This window comes from Dehalobacter sp. 12DCB1 (assembly GCF_004343605.1).
Taxonomy (GTDB): Bacteria; Bacillota; Desulfitobacteriia; order Desulfitobacteriales; family Syntrophobotulaceae; genus Dehalobacter.
Genome location: NZ_POSF01000015.1, coordinates 326,197 through 344,508, shown reverse-complemented (window position 1 = coordinate 344,508; position 18,312 = coordinate 326,197). Strand labels below are relative to the sequence as shown.

Sequence of the window (18,312 nt, the reverse complement as noted above, 5' to 3'; positions counted from 1 at the left end):
TCGAACTTCGAACCTCGAAAAGATCTGGTGACTATACCGGAGGGGTACCACCCGTTCCCATCCCGAACACGGAAGTTAAGACCTCCTGGGGCGACGATACTGTAAGGAAAAATAGCACGTTGCCAGGTAATGTAAAAAGACTACATCATTTGATGTAGTCTTTTTACATTACGTTTTACATTCTCTTTACATTAATTCAAAATATTACTTCAAAAAAAGTAATATTTACATTATAATGTAATTGATAGAAAAAAATACTATTGTCTGCTCATTGAATTGCTGCAAAATAACAATATACGCAGCTAGATTTTCCAGTTTTGGTGACAAAGATTTTTGCTAAGAGGAGCGCGGATTAATGAGAGAATCAAAAAACCATCGATTTAGTATTAGAAAGAAGATTTCCTTATTTGTTATTATTTTGGCAATTGTTACTTATTCTACAAGTGCATTCTTTATCTATTTTGTTCGGCCCAATTTTGTTCCGAATATCAATGAGGTTATATTTACGATTGCTACTTTAGTACTAGGGGTTTTCTGGTCGGGTTTACTTTCCTTTTTTATGGCAAGTTTTATCATTAAACCTTTGCAGAAGTTAGAAAAAGCTGCAAATCAGGCATCTGAAGGGGATATCGGTTGTGATGTTGAATTATCAAACACTGATGATGAGATTCGTTCGTTAGGAATAGCTTTTAACAATATGCTTTATAATCTTAGGGAAATTGTCCAGAGTATTGAAACGAATTGTGCGAAGACTAATGAGAATATGTTTGAAATTTCAAAAGTGTCATCAGCTGCTTCTCACCAAGCCGATGCTATTGTACATACCATCACAGAAATATCTGCAGGTGCAGAAACTTCCTCGATTGCGATTCAATCAACAGCAGAATCCGTTGAAAAAGTCGCCCATATTGCCAAAGAAGTACAAAACTATGCCAAGTCTTCTGAAAAAATCTCTGCAGAAATGCTAATGGAACTAACCGAAAGTAAAGAAGTAATTCATTCTTTAATAGATGGAATCAATAATCTAGCCAAAGGGAACCAGCAATCGCTTGAAATTGTTAAAAGTCTCGAAGAGAATGCCAAGAAAGTCGGTCAGATCATCCAGTTAGTAGGTGATATTGGGGAACAAACAAACTTACTTGCATTGAATGCTTCCATTGAAGCTGCTCGAGCAGGACAACATGGCAAGGGATTTGCAGTTGTGGCCGAAGAAGTACGAAAACTAGCTGATGAAAGCGCAAATGCTATGCAAGGGATTTCAAGTCTTATTACGAACATTCAGTCTGAAGTGATAAATGTTGTGAATCAGATTACGATACAAGTTCAGAATGCAGATATGGAAGCACAGAAAGGATTCAGGACGAATGAAGTAATAGAAAAAATGACTAAAACAATTCTTGAAGTAGCACGTAGCGTTGAACAAATATCAAAACTTGTCGATCGTCAAATGGAGGGTATTGATAAAAGCGCACATCAGTCCCGCGAAGTAGCCGAGATTGCAGAAAAAACTTCAGAAAGTGCAATGGAGCTTGCTATTGCTACAAAGCAACAAGCGGAAATTGTCGATCAGGTTGAAACCCTTGTAGATAATTTAAGAATACAGTCAGAAATTCTGACAACTGCAATTACCCGCTTTCGTAGATAATTGGTAGGCGTTACTCTATTTATAGAGAAATACTCTGTTCCAAATAATCATAGGGAAGTACATATACTCTTATGATTTTATAACGGCATCGTGAGCTTGTTGCTTGAAGAAAATATCAAAAATATATTTCCAGCTTGTCGCCTTCCATGCTTCCAGTGAAATCTGCCCAGTTACGCGGGAACTCTATCACAAAAAGGGCATCCTTGATGCATGGTGAGACCTTTCTCGGATAGAGATCATCAATGATTTTGACAATTTGCAGATCCTTGCTGATAAACCAGACAGAAAGGGGATAGGTCATCCCGATCATATGGACCTGGTTGCAAGGCTTAATTAGCATACCACGAAAATCATCCAAAAACTTGGTTCCGAGCAGACCTCTCAATCTGGTGAGAAAGGTGTCAGCCAGCAAAACGGTACCAAGATAATTTTGTGTTCTTAGGTTTTTAACGGTTAGCTCTTTCATAAGATGTTTTCCTCGTAAATCAATTACCCAAAATATCCATGATATTAATGATTGCCGGACCAAGTATCACGATGAAAAGGCTTGGAAAAACAAAGAAAACAAGTGGAACCATCATCTTAACGGGGGCTTTTTGCGCAGCTTCTTGTATGCGTTGTTTTCTTCTCAAACGGATTTGCGCCGACTGGTTTCTAAGGACATTTCCCATAGAGATACCGAGCTGGTCAGCTTGAACCAATGAGGCAATGACGTTGCTTAAATCCTCTACGTCATTTTTTTTGGCCATATCTCTCAAAGCTTCCCGGCGCGGTTTGCCGATTTTGATTTCCTGGAGAACCAAGTTGAACTCTTCAGCAAGAATGCCTTTTTGTTTTTCTACGACTTTCATCATGGCTGCATCAAAGCCAAGTCCGGCTTCAACACTGACCATAACGAGATCGAGGATGTCAGGAAGCGTACGAAGAATCTCACCCTTACGTTGTTTGATCTTTGATTTAAGCCAGAAATTGGGAGCGATATTTCCAATAACAAAACAAAATAATGGGAATTCAATTTTTGTAAGGATTGGAAAGCTTAACATAAAGCTTAAGGCAGCAGCTGCTATTGCAAAGCATAGGCCAAGGATCAACCTAAGCGCTTTCCATTCAGCTGATGACCAGCCCTTTAGTCCGGCAGCAATTAATTCCGTGTCTTTCTGGTCTGTTTCTTTGCTGTTTTTTGAGAAGGCAATGATCAATCTGCGAAAAAAACTGTTCTCAGATTTTTCTTGCTTGTTTTTATCTTTTGTGTTTTTGTCTTTTTTGGATTTTTCTTTTTGATTTTCTTCATTTTCTGCTGGCACTGAAGATCTTCCAAGGGAACGCATAATCCTGCTCTGGGAAAGAGAAGGCTGTTTCCTGGACAGAATCGCCAGGACTAAGAAGAAAATAAGGCAAAAACCGCTGAAAATCAAGATTGACTCCATGATAATCTCCCCTAGAATTTAATATTAACAATCTTTCTGATGGCGATAAAACCGATGATTTCCAGAACAGCTCCACAGCATAATAACACAATTCCGAGTGGATCCTGGAACAGCGGCATCATAAATGATGGCTGCATCATCGTGATAACCAGGCCAATTAAGATAGGCAAAGCACCAATAATATATCCGGATAATCTACCTTGAGCAGTAAGTGTTTTAATCTCGCCTTGAATCTGTAAACGTTCCTGAATTGTATCGTGAATATTAATTAAAATTTCGGCTAGATTACCACCAATTTGCCGTTGAATCAGGATGGCGGTTACCATTAATTCCAGGTCTTTACTTTCAACCCGCTGCGAGAGATTTAGCAAAGCATTTTCGGTAGATTCCCCATAGGCCATTTCTTTCAGAGTCATTTTGATTTCGGAGGAGAGCGGGTCTGGCATTTCTTGGGCGGCCATTTCCATGGCCTGAAATAAACTAAAACCGGCTTTTAAGGAATTGGCAAGGGTTAGAAGTATATCCGGCAGCTGGTTATTGAATTTCTTAATTTTTTTATTTTTAGCACTGCTAATATACAGCCTGGGAAAGATCAAACTTAACAGTGGCAGAATAATAAAAACAGCACTCAAAGGCAGAAGAATTAGGGCGATAAGGAAAGCAAGAATGAACAAGAAGATTTGCATCACGATGAATTCCCTGCCAGTTAACCCAATATCACCGCTGTAAAGATCTTTATCAAGTTGTTTGCCCCATTTCCGAGGTGTATATTTGGATAGGGAAGTCAGATACTCTTTCCAAGAAGCAGCCTTTTTGGCTTTAACTGGGGTATCTTCTTTTTCTGCCACTAGTCGCTTAACTTTATCTTCGACGCTTTCATTTTTTGGTTTCAGGGCCATGATCACCGAGTATATCAGGATAAATCCCATAATCGAGGCCACGACGATGACCTTTGTCATATAAATACCTCCGACGGCCATGGATGGCTAATCAACTAACAAAAATATTGTCCGGCAGGATTTGGCCTGTGGCAGCCAGCGTATCCATAAAGCGGGGGCGGACACCAGTAGCCTTAAAGCCTCCGAGAACGTGGACGTTGGAATCAACACCTTTTTGCTCGAATTTGTAGATATCTTGGGTGACAATGGTGTCTCCTTCCATACCAAGAACCTCAGTGATATGGGTAATTTTCCGGGTACCATCCCTGAGCCGGCTTTGCTGAACAACTAAGTCAATCGCACTGGAAATCTGCTCACGGATGGCCCGGATCGGCAAATCCATGCCTGCCATTAAAACCATGGTTTCGAGACGGGAGAGCATGTCCCTCGGGGTGTTAGCATGACCTGTGGTCAGGGAACCATCGTGTCCGGTATTCATGGCCTGCAGCATATCCAAGGCTTCTCCGCCGCGGACTTCACCGACGATGATTCGGTCAGGCCTCATACGCAGCGTGTTTCTAACCAAGTCACGAATGGTGATGGCACCTTTTCCCTCTATATTTGGAGGCCGGGTTTCAAGCGTTACCAAGTGGCTTTGATCAAGCTGCAGTTCAGCGGCATCTTCGATGGTAATAATCCTTTCATGATCTGGAATAAAGGAAGATAGAACGTTTAATGTCGTGGTTTTACCGGAGCCGGTACCACCAGAGACAACAATATTCAGTCTGGCTTTAACACAGGCTTCGAGGACAAGCGCCATATCACGGGTTAGCGTGCCAAAATTAATCAGGTCTTCGACACGGTAGGGGTCACGTGAAAATTTCCGAATTGTAATGGTAGGACCTTTAAGCGCCAGAGGCGGAATAATAGCGTTTACCCTAGAACCGTCCGGCAGGCGGGCGTCTACCATTGGCTGACTTTCATCAATTCTTCGGCCAATCGGCGCGACGATTTTTTCAATAATATGCTGAACATGCTGGTCATCATTAAAAGTTACATTGGATAGTTCGACAATGCCATGACGCTCTACGTAGACCTGACTCGGCCCGTTGACCATAATCTCTGAAATGCTGTCGTCATTTAACAGTGGGGAAATGGGACCAAAACCGAGGATTTCATCAACCACTTCCTGCACGATTCTTTGTCTTTCATTCCGGGGCAGAAGGGCACCATTTGTTTCAACATAATGGTCTATGACTTTTTGAACGATCGGCTCGACTTCTTGCGGATCAACATCATTGAGTTGAATATTTTTGATGGTTTCCTTATGGATAATGCTTTTGAGTTCCCTCCAGGGATCAGCGGGCTGAGAGGAAGGAGAAGCGGTAAAGGCTTGTCTGATTTCAATCAGGCTTTGTTTCTCTGATCCGGTTCTTTCGCGTTCTTTACCTCTTTCCTGTTCTAAACGGCTAAGGAGCGACATGCGATCAACCTCCAAATCTTAAAAAGGAAAGACGGCTGGTTTCTTTGCTGTCCTGACCTTTTTTAGTAATTTCCGAATTAACACCTAGCGTACTCACCATCTTTTTAATTTCCAGAGCGGGAGCTGAACGGGCTAAAGCATCAACAAACGGTACACCTTTATTAAGCACGGATGTGAGCTGTTCTTCATAAGGAATAAGATAGGTTACATTGAGGCCGAGGCTGCTTTCAATATCCTTCATGCTGATACCGATTTTCTTTTCAAATTTATTTAGAATCAACTTGATTTTTGGAGAATAATCAAGCGTATGCATGATTTCCAGCGCCAGCTTGGTATTTTTGATTGACGGAATATCCATGCCGGCCACAACCCAGATCTCGTCTGCGGCCTCTAAACCGGCAAGGCTGATATCATCAAAACGGCTGGTATTGTCAAGAATTACAAAATCATAATGGGGTTTAATTTCTTCCAGGATTTGCTCAATATGTTCTGTGGTTACTTTTTCTGCATATTCGGGGCGATTCGTAGCCGCCAGGATATCCAGTCCGGAAGAATGACTAAGGGTATGAAGCCGGATATCTTCTTCTTTGATTGAACCGATCTGGACCAGATCGGTAATTGTCCTTTTCGGAACAAGATTTAAGAAGGAGGCGATGTCCCCGAATTGCAGGCTCAAGTCCAATAAGAGGACTTTGGATGACTTCGCCAATTCAACACCGAGGTTCACAGCGGTCGTCGTTTTGCCTACCCCTCCCTTGGCGCTGAAAATACTGATTACTTTTGCTGCAGTGTCGGATGTTTTTACAGCGGGATCGGGGGACAGAGGGGAATTGATCATTTCTCTTTTGCGGCTTTCCTTGTGATACACGTTCAGGATTGTACTGGTAAGTTCTTTGCCGGTAAACGGTTTGACGATATAAGCTTTGGCTCCGGCCATCATGGCTTTGGTCATATGGTCGGGGTCGTTCTCAACAGACATCATAATAATGGAGGTATTTGGGACGCGGAAAGAAAGCAGTTCTGTTGTTTTTATCCCGTCAATGTCGGGCATGCTGATGTCCATTAGAATAATTTCCGGTTTCAACAATTCTGCCAGACGGATTGCTTCTGAACCGCAGCCCGCTTCGCCGACCACTTCAAAGCCGGAATCAAGAGCAAGGATTCGGCGAATGTTTTCGCGGGTATTTCTGATATCATCAACAATGAGAATCCGTATACCTTGCATGTGCTATACCTCCTTTTTTATTTATCTTTTATTTATAATGATTGAAGTAATTTGCGTTTGTATAGACATTGGGATCGATGGGTGCTTCGGTGTAAGTTTCTTTATTGGCAGGGTTTCTCAGCAGTAAGCGGATGGAGCCTTTTTCACCGCCCAGTGTTATGGACATAGACTGGGAAACACTCAGCGCCAAAATATAGGAACCGGGATTTTCGGCAGTTTCTCCTTCTTTGAGAATGGTTTCACCCGTATTTAAGACCAAAACATCCTGGGCAGCCAAAGAAGTAATTGTTCTTTGATTTCCCTGACTGTCCTTAATATCCATGGTAATCAGGACATCCACATGGTCACCGGCCTTTACCTTATAGCTGACACTGCCTACCAAATCGACAGGAATAGCAACGGCTCTTTTGCCCGAAGGAACAGTCAGTGAAAAGCTGTCGGCTGAGGCACCTGAACTGCTGCCGGTTTTTTGGTACGGATCTCCAAGCATTGGACTCAGCAGTACATCACCCTGACTGACGTCAACCAGGAGCACCCGACCTGTTAATTCTTTCACGGTAGAGGCCCCTCCCTGAGGATAGCCTGAGAGCGGAACTTGTTTGATTTGGAGTTGATCAGCCTTCAGGATACTTCGCGAGGAAATATCTGCTGCTGCAACAACCAGCGGTTTTAATTCTTGACTTGATGCTCCCGAACCATAGTTCAGGTAGAAAAAGACAGCCAGGCTAAAAATCAATCCTGAGATAATCGCCATAAAAACATAGAATTTTCTTTTCACCATTTATCCCTCAATTCATTAGCAATTTTATAGAATATAAACCGTAATCCTGTACGGGGTTATTTCCGTCATCAATAATTGAACTTGTTTCTTTGCCGAGCGTGGAACAGGTCTTTAAAAAACGCCCGGTGATAAAACAGTCATTGCCATTGTGAGTTACATTTTCAATGAAAAAAGCAGCAAATCCCAAAATTTTAACTTCCTGGATGGATTCACCTGATCGAGTGAGGACTTCTACGATTGGAATAAAGACAATCTCGGGAGCATTACTGTCATGATCAGTAAAAGTATTCCCAGGGACACGCGTATCGGAAGCAAGCCGGGTATCAAGACCTTTTCGTGTCGGACCGCTCATATTACCGGTTTCTATCTGCAGGGTCTGGCCGACAGATAGCGGGGTATTATTTCCGTAGGCGAGTGCATCTTCGTAGGTGCTGGCACCTGATCCATCCAACCTGACAGGACCATACCAGCCGGTTTCACCTTCCGGAGGGGCATTTTTCAGTGTATATTCCTGGCCATAGACAAAGTCCTGCATCGTAACACTTAAAGGAGCGGCTCCGGCGATACTGCGGACAGGGTAAACACCTGCCTTGGAACGTGCACTGACTTTTCCTTTGGTAATACCTAGTGCTTTGGCCAAAAACATGGAATGTTCTTCAGAAGCAGATACCTCAATTTCCCGGTTATGATTGGATATCGAAATTGAGGGAAGGGAGACATCATTATTGTCAGCATATTCTGCAGCAGTTAGATAAGCGTCCTGCGGACTGTTCGGTAATTTTTGAGCGCCTGCTAACGCTGCTGCATCTACCGCATTCTGCAACCTTGCTTTTTCTACGTAGAGAACTGCCATATCTGTACATAGGGCACCAAAGCCCAGAAGAACGACTAAAAGTACTGCCGTAAGAACGGCAATACTGCCTTTTTCATTTTTGAGTGGATGATTCTTCATAGCGAATGCACTCCTATTCAATGCGCATGGACAGGCTCGCATGGATCACAACCGGATTCGGAAGAATACGATTTAATACCGGAGTCGTAAGAGATACAGGATAAGAGGCAGATACCGTAACATTTGAGCCGGAATGTCTGCTGGACTCAATTGGGGTGATCTGAATGGTCAGTAGGTTGCGGTCTAACAAAGGGGCGGAATCAGCTACTGAAGCCTGGATAGTGCTGTCCAGCCCGCTCAGGCTTGCTGTCCTGGCGCCGCTTCTAACGGCGTTGTTTAGGGTGACATAGGAATAGCCAAGCCGCCCAAACTCAACCACGCCAAAGACTAAGAGCAGAAAGATGGGCAGGACCAGCGCAAATTCGACAAGAGACTGGCCATTGGAGGATTTTATTAATTTTTTTAGCATTTTATACACCCTCTCAATGCAGGTTTACTTTCGTTAAACCAATTCTGATACCACTAAGCAGTGAAGAGACAAATTACAATGCAAAAACTGTTAAAACGCAAAATAAAAGTTATCCTTCTTTAGTTTAAAAAAGCCCTACTGTTCCCTGACAGTAGGGCTTTCGAGGTAAAACCAACGAAGACTCTTGATTTTAGGGAGTTGGAGTAATGTCGAGGTCTCCTCCAATTGTAGTCATAATCTCATTCAAGTTTGTGCCGATAACCACGACTGCACCAATTACAACGAGTGCAATTAAGGCGATTATAAGACCGTACTCTGTAAGTGCTTGACCCTTTTCGTCTTTCTGGAATCTTTGAAGGAACTGAACAAGGTATAACATCATGATAATCTCTCCCTTTAATAATATATTTTCGTTTTTTGGTATTCTGGTTCGTATTACAAATTTACAACAGTTTGACAATCGAAACAATTCACCGTAAGTCACGATGTGATAGGACTAAAGACTTATTAATATCCTGTGCTTTTTAAGAATCTTATCAAATAAGGGTTGATTGTCCTGAGAATTTCTTGTTTTTGGGTGATAAATGCTTTACATTATATATACCATCATATAACCATCATATATAGGTAAGAATGATTATCGAGGAATCAACAAGGAATCATTCAAAGGCCTTATATGTTGAGTAATTAAAGGAATTGGCTTAGAATTGTGGAAATATTACTGTTGTAATGAAAAGCTGGGGGTTAGAAACATTGGCGACGAAGGCGACAAAAAAGAACCGACGGGGGTCACGTAAAAAAAGACAGTCCGTTCATGATACGATTCGAAATGAAATTATTGGAATCCTGGTGATGGGTTTGGCCTGTCTGGGGTTTGTCATGCTCTATTCCAACAGCAAGGGTGCTATTGTCACGCATATTGTCAAAGCACTCAGGATTGCGGCAGGCGATGGAAGTGTCGGAATTTTTATCATTCTCGGAGTCATTGGGATCAGTCTGATGAGCAACAACCGGAAAAGTATGAAGTCCAGAACAACCGGTGTGATTTTGTTATGGCTTGTAGCGGAAGGATTCCTGCATCTCGGGTCATCTGCTGCGTATGATACTGCAGGGCTGCTTGAGCTTGGCAAAGCAGGATTAGGAGGTGGCCTTCTTGGCGCGGTGATCAGTATTATGCTGGTCATGCTGGTCGGCGTGACAGGTGGTTATGTGATTCTGGCAGTATTAGCTTTAATCGGGGCTATCCTGGCAATGAACCGCTCTATGGTCGGGACGGTCAAAGACCTGTTGTCTCTCACAGCCAATTTTGCACAGATGGTCGACCGCCACATCAGGGATTTTCTGCAGGTACTGGCGGACGGACGCCAAGAAAGACAGGAGCGCAAAGAGGATGACCGGAACAGCATGTTTGCCGCAGCAAAGAAAGGTGAGCCTGTAAAGTCCTTAACCCCGGATGATTATTTCGATTCAAAGCAGGGTAACCCGGTGATCGAAATTTTTGGGGAAGAACGGAATCGTGGAGAAGAACGGAATAAAAAAAGCAAGCTGGTTCCGCAGCCGGAAACGGATCATTACCTGATCAACACAAGGATGGATGATTTAGCTGAAAGAAAGGCTGGAAATATAGGAGATTATGCAGGAGGCAGGGAAACCACAGCGGCACCGCCGGGCAAGCTTACCGGGACGCCTATTTCCAGACAGACCGAGAAGAATGAACATTACAGGCTGCCGCCTTTGAATCTTGTTCATAAATCAATGAAAAAAGGCCAAAAAAGCGGCAAGGATATTGCCGATAATGTCCGTCTGCTGGAAGATACGCTAGCCAGTTTTGGGGTCAGGGTCAAAGTTACCAGAGTCACACAGGGGCCGACGATTACCCGCTACGAGGTGCAGCCTGCGCCCGGTGTCAAAGTCAGTAAAATTACCAGCCTTTCAGATGATATTGCACTGAGCCTGGCAGCCTCCGATGTGCGGATGGAAGCGCCGATCCCGGGAAAGTCTGCAGTTGGGATAGAGGTCCCGAATAAGGAGATTGCCATTGTTCATTTCCGGGAAGTGCTGGAAACGGAAGATTTTCAGGACTCACCAAGCAAGCTTAGTTTGGCGCTCGGCAAAGATATCACTGGCACGCCGATTATCGGTGATCTGACGAGAATGCCGCACCTACTGATTGCCGGAGCGACCGGAGCAGGAAAATCGGTTTGCATCAATACGATTATCGGAAGTATCGTTTATAAAGCAAAACCGGATGAAGTAAAACTGTTGCTGATTGATCCCAAAGTTGTTGAACTGGCCAATTACAATGGAATCCCACATTTGATCTCTCCTGTGGTAACAGAGCCCCAGAGGGCTGCCGGAGCTTTGAAGTGGATTGTTACCGAAATGGAGACAAGATATGAACTTTTTGCAGCTTCCGGAGTTCGTGATATCGTCAGGTATAACTTCCTTGTAAGTGAAAAAAAGGATACTGAATCGAAGCCGCTGCCGTATGTTGTCGTCATCATCGACGAGTTAGCCGATCTGATGATGGTTGCTCCGGGAGAGGTCGAGGAGTCTATCTGCCGGCTGGCCCAGATGGCCAGGGCAGCAGGTATTCATCTGATTGTTGCGACGCAAAGACCCTCGGTTGATGTCATCACCGGTCTGATCAAAGCCAATATTCCTTCCAGGATCGCTTTTGCGGTTTCTTCCCAGATCGATTCCAGAACCATTCTGGACATGGGCGGTGCAGAAAAACTACTCGGCCGCGGGGACATGCTCTATCATCCAATTGGGATCAGCAAGCCGATCCGGGTCCAAGGCTGTTTCCTGTCAGACAAGGAAGTTAAAAATATTGTCGATTATCTGCTGGAACAGGCCAAGCCGGAGTATTTTGAAATTCCGGAAGTGAGCTTGAGTTCCGGAAATTCTGAGGAGCCGGAAGATGAGCTTTTCTACAAGGCTGCGAACATCTTTATGGAGAGCAATACGGCATCCGTGTCCCTGCTTCAGCGCAGACTAAAGATTGGCTATTCCAGGGCGGCCAGAATCGTTGATATGCTTGAAGAAAAAGGGGTTGTCGGCCAACATGAAGGCTCGAAACCCAGGGAAGTTTTGTTGACCAAGGGCCAATTTGAACAAAAATTCGGGAAAAACTTAAATTCTTAGTCATAATTACCAACTATTTGCGCTTTTTGGTTAATTTCAGGAAGGATTAGTTAAAATACTGTAGAATAAAAAAGATTGGGGAAGAATATGCTGCGTGAAATTTCCATCGATGAATGTTCTGAGCTATCAGATGCATTATATATAGATGTGAGGTCAGAAAACGAATTTGAGGAAGGAACGATTCCCGGAGCGGTAAACATACCGATCTTCAATAATGAAGAGAGAGCCGTCATTGGAACGATATATACGAAAGAGTCTCCCCAAAAAGCCAGAGATATCGGGTTAGAGATTGTTAGCCGAAAACTGCCGGATTTATATAAACAAGTTGAGGAAGCTGCCGAAAAAAGACCCATTCTGCTATTTTGCTGGCGCGGAGGTATGAGAAGCAAGTCTTTGGCGGCAGTACTTGACCTGATGGGGTTGCCGGTATTTCGACTGATTGGCGGATACAAGGCCTACAGGCATTCGATTGTTTCATTTTTTGAGACTGGATTTCATCATCAGGTTATCGTCCTGAAAGGGAATACCGGAACTGGAAAAACAGAGTTGCTGAAAAAACTCAAGGAAGAGGGTTATCCGGTCATTGATCTTGAGGGGCTATCCAATAACCGTGGTTCAGTTTTTGGCTGCATCGGTCTTGGTGCTCAGCCTACCCAAAAAACGTTTGAGTCCTTGCTTTACGAGGAAATCCATCGCTATAATCACGATCTGTATTTGGTGATGGAATGCGAAAGCCGGCGGATCGGCAAAATCACACTCCCTGACGCAGTTTTCAAAGCCATGCAGCAGGGAATTTCCGTTCTTGTTTACGATTCGCTGGACAACAGAGCCAAACGGCTGATGCTCGAGTATACGGATAACCCGGGAATGACTGAAGAACTTAAAACGGCTCTGGACAGACTAACGAAAAGACTGGGACGAAAGAAAATTGATCAGCTTTATGATTTTCTGCAGAAACAAGCTTACGAGGACTTTGCCCGGTATCTTATTATGGAATACTATGACCAGCTATATGGCTATCCCAATCAGGAATCTGAGGGCTACGACTTATGTGTTTCTCAGGAATCTATGTTATTATCGCTGAAAACACTGAAACAATTTTTGAATGAACGGTTTGCTTGACAGTAATTAATTTAAAATAAAATTAAATATTAATAGGGTGGTGTAGAAATGGCTGGTGAAGGGGCCGTTCTTAGGAAGGCCAGAGAAGAAAAACGTTTAAGTTATCAGGAAGTTGAAGACAGTATTAAGATTAGGGTAAGGTATCTGGAAGCTCTGGAAAATGAGAACTACGGCATACTACCCGGAACCACTTATACCAGAGGCTTTTTACGGACGTATGCCAAACATCTTGGCATTAATCCACAGGAAATTATAGATGGCTATAATGCTTCTTTGGTCAAAGAAGCTGAGTCCGAAATTCAGCCACCCTTAAGTCCGATTCCAAGCAATCAGGTATGGTTCAGACCGATCGTCCTTGCAGGAATGGCCATCCTGGCTGTGATCATTGTCGTCGGGATTATCTTTGTATCAAATTTAGGCAACAAATCCGGTACTTCCCATTATACACCCATTCCTTTGCCGACTGCACCGAAGGTGAGCGATCAAAATACTGCCGATTCCAGTACGGGGCAGAATACGAATACTGCAGGGCAGGAACAAAATGCCGGGCAGCCGTCTCAGCAGCAAGCTGAACAATACGAGGGTATTGTTGCTGAGCTTACGTTTACTGCTGATTGCTGGGTCGTAGTCAATGTGGACGGCAAGCAGGCTTTAAGCGGAACGATCCCTGCAGGAACAACTCAAACCTTGCAGGCTGACAACCAAATTGAGTTTACATCGATCGGCAACGCCGGTGGATTGTCACTCAAAGTGAACGGACATACCGTCCCGCCACTCGGGAAGACTGGTGATGTCCTTCAAAACTACATCATCGATGAAAATAAAGTGAAAGAGCTTGCGGGAAGTTAGTTTACACCAAGCTGATAAGATAAGATTGTGAAGAGGGTATGCCGGAAGAGTAGGATACCCTCTTCCTATATTTGCGGATCAGGTTAAATCGATTTAAAATAAATACGGCTGCAAAGATTAGAATCCAATGGATTAAATGAAGGATAGAAGGCAGTAAGCTAATGTTGATATAGTTAGGAGCAAAATCAAGTGTCTGTAAATTATCTGCCAGTGAACAGAGAAGATATGGAAAGCCGGGGATGGGACCAGGTGGACTTCGTTTTGGTCAGCGGGGATGCCTATGTCGATCATCCCAGTTTTGGCCTGGCCATCATTTCCAGGGTCCTTGAAGACGCAGGATACAAGGTTGGAATCATTCCTCAGCCAGATTGGAATAAGACTGAAGAATTTCAGAGGCTTGGGCGTCCCAGACTCGGATTTTTGGTCTCGGCGGGCAATATGGATTCTATGGTCAACCATTATTCAGTCAATAAAAAAATACGTGAAAAAGACTCCTATTCACCCGGCTGCAAAATGGGTTTACGGCCGGACCGGGCGACGATTGTCTATTGCAATAAAATTCGGGAAGCCTATAAAAACGTTCCGATCATCATTGGCGGTGTAGAAGCCAGTTTGCGGAGATTTGCCCATTATGACTATTGGAGCGATACCGTTAGAAAATCAATTCTAATTGACAGTAGTGCGGACTTGTTGGTCTATGGCATGGCGGAAAAGCAGATTGTGGAGATTGCCGCGTATCTGAATGACGGCTTGGAAGTGAAATATATCCGCCATATCCCCGGAACCTGCTATATAGCGGATTCTCTGGAAGGGGTAAGCAGCGGTTATATCGAGATACCTTCCTTCAAAAAGACGGCAGAAGACAAAACAAAGTATGCGGAGGCTTTCAAGGTCCAATATCAGGAGCAGGACCCGGTCAGAGGAAAAACCATTGTCCAGCAGCACGGCATAAAATATCTGGTACAGAATAAACCGGAAATGCCTTTGTCTCAGGCAGAACTGGATAAAGTCTATGGCCTTTCTTATCTGAAAGACGCACATCCAATGTATGAAAGAGATGGGGGAATACCTGCGCTGGAGGAAGTTAAATTCAGTATTGTTAGCTCCCGGGGATGTTTTGGAAGCTGTGCTTTCTGCTCGCTTACCTTTCATCAGGGAAGAATCGTTCAGAGCAGGAGCGAGGAATCGATCCTGCACGAAGCTGTGGAAATCACCAATTTGGAAGACTTTAAAGGATATATTCATGACGTTGGCGGACCGACAGCAAATTTTCGTCGGCCGGCCTGTCTGAAACAATTGAAAACCGGCGCATGTAAGGAAAAACAATGCCTGCATCCCTCACCATGCAAAAGCCTGCATATCGACCATCAGGAATACCTGGGGATTTTACGGAAACTCAGAAAACTGCCCAAAGTCAAAAAAGTATTTGTGCGCTCGGGGATTCGCTATGACTATATCATGGCGGATAAAAGCGAACATTTTCTTAAAGAACTGCTCGAACACCATGTCAGTGGTCAACTAAAGGTGGCTCCGGAGCATATCTCGCCCAAGGTCCTGCACGATATGCGTAAACCGGCCGGGAAAACCTTTGAACAGTTCAGGGAAAAATTCTTTAAGATTAACGAGCGTCTTGGCAAGAAGCAGTTTATAGTTCCTTACTTTATGTCCAGCCACCCCGGGAGTACGCTGGAAGCAGCCGTAGAACTGGCGGAATACTTGCGTGACATTCATTATCAGCCGGAACAGGTCCAGGATTTTTATCCGACTCCGGGAACGCTGTCTACGGCAATGTTTTATACAGGGCTCGATCCGCTGACCATGCAGAAGGTTTATGTTCCAAAAAGCAAAACGGAGAAAGCAATGCAGAGAGCGTTGCTGCAGTTCAGAGAACCCAAGAAATATGCCCTGGTCCACGCTGCCCTTGTTGAAGCCGATAGGACGGATTTGATAGGGTTCGGCCCCAAATGTCTGATCAGGCCCAGAGGCAAAACCGCCTATTCCGATCAAAACAAGGAACAAGATTCTGGTTATAAACAAAATAAACAGAAAAATTCTGTTAAAAGCAAGCTGAATAAAGAGAAAGTAAATAAAGACCTTTTATCCAAGGGACGAATAAATAAGGAACATAAAAAAAAGATTGCAGAGGACAGCGGAAAATCCCGGGGAACCGTAAAAAACGAAAAGATGGAAAAAGAAAGACAACAAAGAAGCCTGGGGAATAAGAAAAGAAATCTCAAAGAAAATCAAAAAGAAAAGCACCAGGGAAGCCGCACAGAGGCGTCAGGCAAGGCGACAGGGAAAGTCAAAAGGATGTCTCCGGGGAAGCCGTCAGGGAAGGTAAAGGGAAAGCATTCGTTTTGACAGCAGGTCGGAACCTGATATATACTAAAGTGATAAAAAACGATTTCAGAGGGTTGAAAATTGAAAAAAAAAGTTGCAGTGATTAACCTTGGGTGCCCGAAGAACCAGGTTGACAGTGAAGTAATAACCGGCATGCTGGCGAAAGGCTTCGAGATTACAACCGAACCGTCTGAAGCCGATATGATTGTCGTGAATACCTGTGGTTTTATTGAAGATGCCAAAGCAGAATCGATTGACACCCTTTGTGAAATGATCAATTTGAAAAATAGCGGTGCTCAGAAAAAGGTCTATGCTGTGGGATGTCTGGCTCAGCGTTATGGTGAAGAGCTGTTTAAAGAGCTTCCAGAGCTTGATGGTGTGCTCGGGGACGGGGATCTGGATAAAATCCCCGAGGTCCTGGAAAGCTCCGGCGGCGAGAGAGTATACAGGAAAAAAGAGAAGCAGGACTATCTTTATAACAATGAGATGCCGAGGGTCCGTTTCAGCCCTTCTTTTTTTGCATATGTCAAAATAGCCGAAGGCTGTGATAACCGCTGCAGCTATTGTGTCATTCCGCAGATCAAAGGCAGCTACCGTAGCAGGACAATGGAGTCAATCGTACAAGAAGTAAGGAAGCTCGCCGGTGAAGGTGTGAAGGAAATTGCGCTGGTAGCCCAGGATACAACCCGTTACGGCATTGATCTTTATCACGCTTACCGGCTGCCGAATCTTCTGCGGGAACTAGTGGAAATAGACGGTATACAATGGATTCGGCTGATGTATTGTTACCCTGAGGCAGTATCAGATGAACTGATTGACCTGATTGGGACGGAACCCAAGATATGCAATTATATTGATTTGCCTCTTCAGCATGCCGATAACGCCATACTTTCGAAAATGAACCGCAGAAATACAGCCGAAGAAGCAGAAACGCTGATCGGAAAGCTCCGCGAGGCTGTACCGGGTATTTTTATCCGTTCGACGTTCATTACCGGATTCCCTGGGGAAACCGAAGAACAGTTTCAGCATTTATTGTCATTTGTCAATAAAATGAAATTAGACCGTATTGGGGTTTTTGCTTATTCCCAGGAGGAAAATACGCCTGCTGCGAACATGGCGAACCAGGTACCGCCTGAGGTTCGGGAAGCTCGCAAAAATGCTGTCATGGCAGCCCAAACGGAAATCGCGGATCAGATCCAGCAGCAAAGGGTCGGACAAATCATCCGGGTCATTCTCGAAGAACAGACTGCCCCTGATGAATGGGTCGGACGGAGCGAAGGGGATGCCCCGGAGATTGACGGTCAGATTTACCTCAAGGTTCAGAAGAAACATTTGGTTGGTGAAATCATACAGACCAGAATTACAGAAGCGGACAGCTATGATATGGGAGGGGAGGAGCTCGAGTGAATCTACCTAACACGCTGACTCTGATTCGAATTGCCATGATACCTTTGTTTATGGCCTTTTTATTGGTAAAAATGCCTGACGGCACCGCTTATTTTCCTTATCAGGACTTTGTAGCCGCGGGGATATTTATCCTGGCGTCTGCGACAGACGGTTTGGACGGTTATTTCGCACGCAAGCTGAAACAAGTGACCAATCTCGGTAAATTTCTGGATCCGCTTGCCGACAAGCTTCTGGTTTCAGCCGCGCTGATTGCCCTGGTCGAGTTAAATCTCGTTTCGGCCTGGATTGTCTGGATTATCTTGGCCCGAGAGTTTGCGGTCACAGGGTTAAGAGCGATTGCTGCTGCCGAAGGCGTAGTGATCAGTGCCAGCAAGCTTGGAAAACTGAAGACGGTCACTCAGATCATTGCCATAGCACTGTTGATTTTGAGAGATTGGCCATTATCAATCCTTAACATATATATTGCCCAGCCTATGATCTATCTTGCGCTGATGATAACCATCATTTCCGGCGTGGATTATATCATAAAATCAAAACAGCTGTTTGTGCGTTCCAAATAAAAAGAGCCATCCATGGCATCGCGACATTAGCCATCCGTGGCCGTCTAACAGCCGCGCTCCGCATCCATGCTCCGCTTGACGCTGGAA

The 18,312-nt window shown here is 44.3% G+C and carries 16 protein-coding genes and 1 rRNA gene; 8 read left to right on the top strand and 9 right to left on the bottom strand.

Annotation, left to right across the window (positions count from 1 at the left end; genetic code table 11):
• Positions 1-23 precede the first annotated feature (23 nt).
• Positions 24-128, top strand: a 5S ribosomal RNA gene (gene rrf / locus C1I38_RS10490).
• A 227-nt stretch (positions 129-355) separates the two neighbouring features.
• Entirely contained in the window at positions 356-1,645 is a 1,290-nt protein-coding gene (locus tag C1I38_RS10485; protein WP_020493165.1) for a HAMP domain-containing methyl-accepting chemotaxis protein, read from the top strand.
• 115 nt (positions 1,646-1,760) lie between these two features.
• Here C1I38_RS10485 and C1I38_RS10480 read toward each other — a convergent pair whose 3' ends face one another.
• The 9 genes from C1I38_RS10480 to C1I38_RS10440 all read right to left on the bottom strand — a co-directional run bounded on the left by C1I38_RS10480 (position 1,761) and on the right by C1I38_RS10440 (position 9,182).
• The gene (locus C1I38_RS10480; RefSeq protein WP_119774768.1) at positions 1,761-2,111 is read right to left on the bottom strand and encodes a DUF192 domain-containing protein; all 351 of its coding nucleotides are present in this window, start codon (positions 2,109-2,111) and stop codon (positions 1,761-1,763) included.
• Between the two features lie 19 nt (positions 2,112-2,130).
• Positions 2,131-3,072 carry a type II secretion system F family protein gene (locus tag C1I38_RS10475; RefSeq protein WP_020493167.1) on the bottom strand — a complete coding sequence of 314 codons (942 nt, stop codon included), beginning with the start codon at positions 3,070-3,072 and terminating at the stop codon, positions 2,131-2,133.
• Positions 3,073-3,083: 11 nt separating this feature from the next.
• Positions 3,084-4,031, bottom strand: coding sequence for a type II secretion system F family protein (locus tag C1I38_RS10470; protein WP_020493168.1), 948 nt, complete (start codon positions 4,029-4,031; stop codon positions 3,084-3,086).
• A 31-nt stretch (positions 4,032-4,062) separates the two neighbouring features.
• A complete protein-coding gene (locus tag C1I38_RS10465) occupies positions 4,063-5,433 on the bottom strand; it encodes a CpaF family protein (RefSeq protein WP_119774769.1) in 1,371 nt (456 codons plus the stop codon).
• 4 nt (positions 5,434-5,437) lie between these two features.
• Positions 5,438-6,658, bottom strand: a complete 1,221-nt coding sequence (locus C1I38_RS10460) for a response regulator (protein WP_119774770.1) — start codon at positions 6,656-6,658, stop codon at positions 5,438-5,440.
• Between the two features lie 28 nt (positions 6,659-6,686).
• Positions 6,687-7,439 (bottom strand): Flp pilus assembly protein CpaB, encoded by a 753-nt coding sequence (cpaB, locus tag C1I38_RS10455; protein WP_243103638.1) that lies wholly within the window; start codon positions 7,437-7,439, stop codon positions 6,687-6,689.
• A gap of 7 nt (positions 7,440-7,446) precedes the next feature.
• Entirely contained in the window at positions 7,447-8,391 is a 945-nt protein-coding gene (locus C1I38_RS10450; protein WP_119774771.1) for a pilus assembly protein TadG-related protein, read from the bottom strand.
• 13 nt (positions 8,392-8,404) lie between these two features.
• Positions 8,405-8,800 (bottom strand): TadE/TadG family type IV pilus assembly protein, encoded by a 396-nt coding sequence (locus C1I38_RS10445; RefSeq protein WP_119774772.1) that lies wholly within the window; start codon positions 8,798-8,800, stop codon positions 8,405-8,407.
• A 190-nt stretch (positions 8,801-8,990) separates the two neighbouring features.
• Entirely contained in the window at positions 8,991-9,182 is a 192-nt protein-coding gene (locus C1I38_RS10440) for a Flp family type IVb pilin (protein ID WP_243103639.1), read from the bottom strand.
• Positions 9,183-9,529: 347 nt separating this feature from the next.
• Between C1I38_RS10440 and C1I38_RS10435 the strand changes: the two genes are divergently transcribed.
• From C1I38_RS10435 to pgsA, 6 genes are all read left to right on the top strand, one after another.
• Positions 9,530-11,947, top strand: coding sequence for a DNA translocase FtsK (locus tag C1I38_RS10435; RefSeq protein WP_119774773.1), 2,418 nt, complete (start codon positions 9,530-9,532; stop codon positions 11,945-11,947).
• Between the two features lie 87 nt (positions 11,948-12,034).
• Positions 12,035-13,069, top strand: a complete 1,035-nt coding sequence (mnmH, locus tag C1I38_RS10430) for a tRNA 2-selenouridine(34) synthase MnmH (RefSeq protein ID WP_119774774.1) — start codon at positions 12,035-12,037, stop codon at positions 13,067-13,069.
• A gap of 48 nt (positions 13,070-13,117) precedes the next feature.
• Positions 13,118-13,918 (top strand): RodZ domain-containing protein, encoded by an 801-nt coding sequence (locus tag C1I38_RS10425; RefSeq protein ID WP_119774775.1) that lies wholly within the window; start codon positions 13,118-13,120, stop codon positions 13,916-13,918.
• 189 nt (positions 13,919-14,107) lie between these two features.
• On the top strand, positions 14,108-16,279 hold the full coding sequence (locus C1I38_RS10420; protein ID WP_119774776.1) for a YgiQ family radical SAM protein: 2,172 nt from the start codon (positions 14,108-14,110) through the stop codon (positions 16,277-16,279).
• Positions 16,280-16,339: 60 nt separating this feature from the next.
• A complete protein-coding gene (gene rimO, locus C1I38_RS10415; protein ID WP_119774777.1) occupies positions 16,340-17,665 on the top strand; it encodes a 30S ribosomal protein S12 methylthiotransferase RimO in 1,326 nt (441 codons plus the stop codon).
• Positions 17,662-18,225 carry a CDP-diacylglycerol--glycerol-3-phosphate 3-phosphatidyltransferase gene (pgsA, locus tag C1I38_RS10410; protein ID WP_020493179.1) on the top strand — a complete coding sequence of 188 codons (564 nt, stop codon included), beginning with the start codon at positions 17,662-17,664 and terminating at the stop codon, positions 18,223-18,225. Before rimO ends, pgsA begins: the two co-directional genes overlap by 4 nt.
• Positions 18,226-18,312 lie beyond the last annotated feature (87 nt).

Bases quoted from the DNA above. Each gene is read 5' to 3' on its own strand.
- C1I38_RS10475 (WP_020493167.1), bottom strand. From the start codon at position 3,072: ATGGAGTCAATCTTGATTTTCAGCGGTTTTTGCCTTATTTTCTTCTTA.
- C1I38_RS10450 (WP_119774771.1), bottom strand. From the start codon at position 8,391: ATGAAGAATCATCCACTCAAAAATGAAAAAGGCAGTATTGCCGTTCTT.
- C1I38_RS10425 (WP_119774775.1), top strand. From the start codon at position 13,118: ATGGCTGGTGAAGGGGCCGTTCTTAGGAAGGCCAGAGAAGAAAAACGT.
- cpaB (WP_243103638.1), bottom strand. From the start codon at position 7,439: ATGGTGAAAAGAAAATTCTATGTTTTTATGGCGATTATCTCAGGATTG.
- C1I38_RS10485 (WP_020493165.1), top strand. From the start codon at position 356: ATGAGAGAATCAAAAAACCATCGATTTAGTATTAGAAAGAAGATTTCC.
- C1I38_RS10460 (WP_119774770.1), bottom strand. From the start codon at position 6,658: ATGCAAGGTATACGGATTCTCATTGTTGATGATATCAGAAATACCCGC.
- C1I38_RS10465 (WP_119774769.1), bottom strand. From the start codon at position 5,433: ATGTCGCTCCTTAGCCGTTTAGAACAGGAAAGAGGTAAAGAACGCGAA.
- C1I38_RS10435 (WP_119774773.1), top strand. From the start codon at position 9,530: ATGAAAAGCTGGGGGTTAGAAACATTGGCGACGAAGGCGACAAAAAAG.
- C1I38_RS10445 (WP_119774772.1), bottom strand. From the start codon at position 8,800: ATGCTAAAAAAATTAATAAAATCCTCCAATGGCCAGTCTCTTGTCGAA.
- mnmH (WP_119774774.1), top strand. From the start codon at position 12,035: ATGCTGCGTGAAATTTCCATCGATGAATGTTCTGAGCTATCAGATGCA.
- C1I38_RS10470 (WP_020493168.1), bottom strand. From the start codon at position 4,031: ATGACAAAGGTCATCGTCGTGGCCTCGATTATGGGATTTATCCTGATA.
- C1I38_RS10440 (WP_243103639.1), bottom strand. From the start codon at position 9,182: ATGATGTTATACCTTGTTCAGTTCCTTCAAAGATTCCAGAAAGACGAA.
- C1I38_RS10480 (WP_119774768.1), bottom strand. From the start codon at position 2,111: ATGAAAGAGCTAACCGTTAAAAACCTAAGAACACAAAATTATCTTGGT.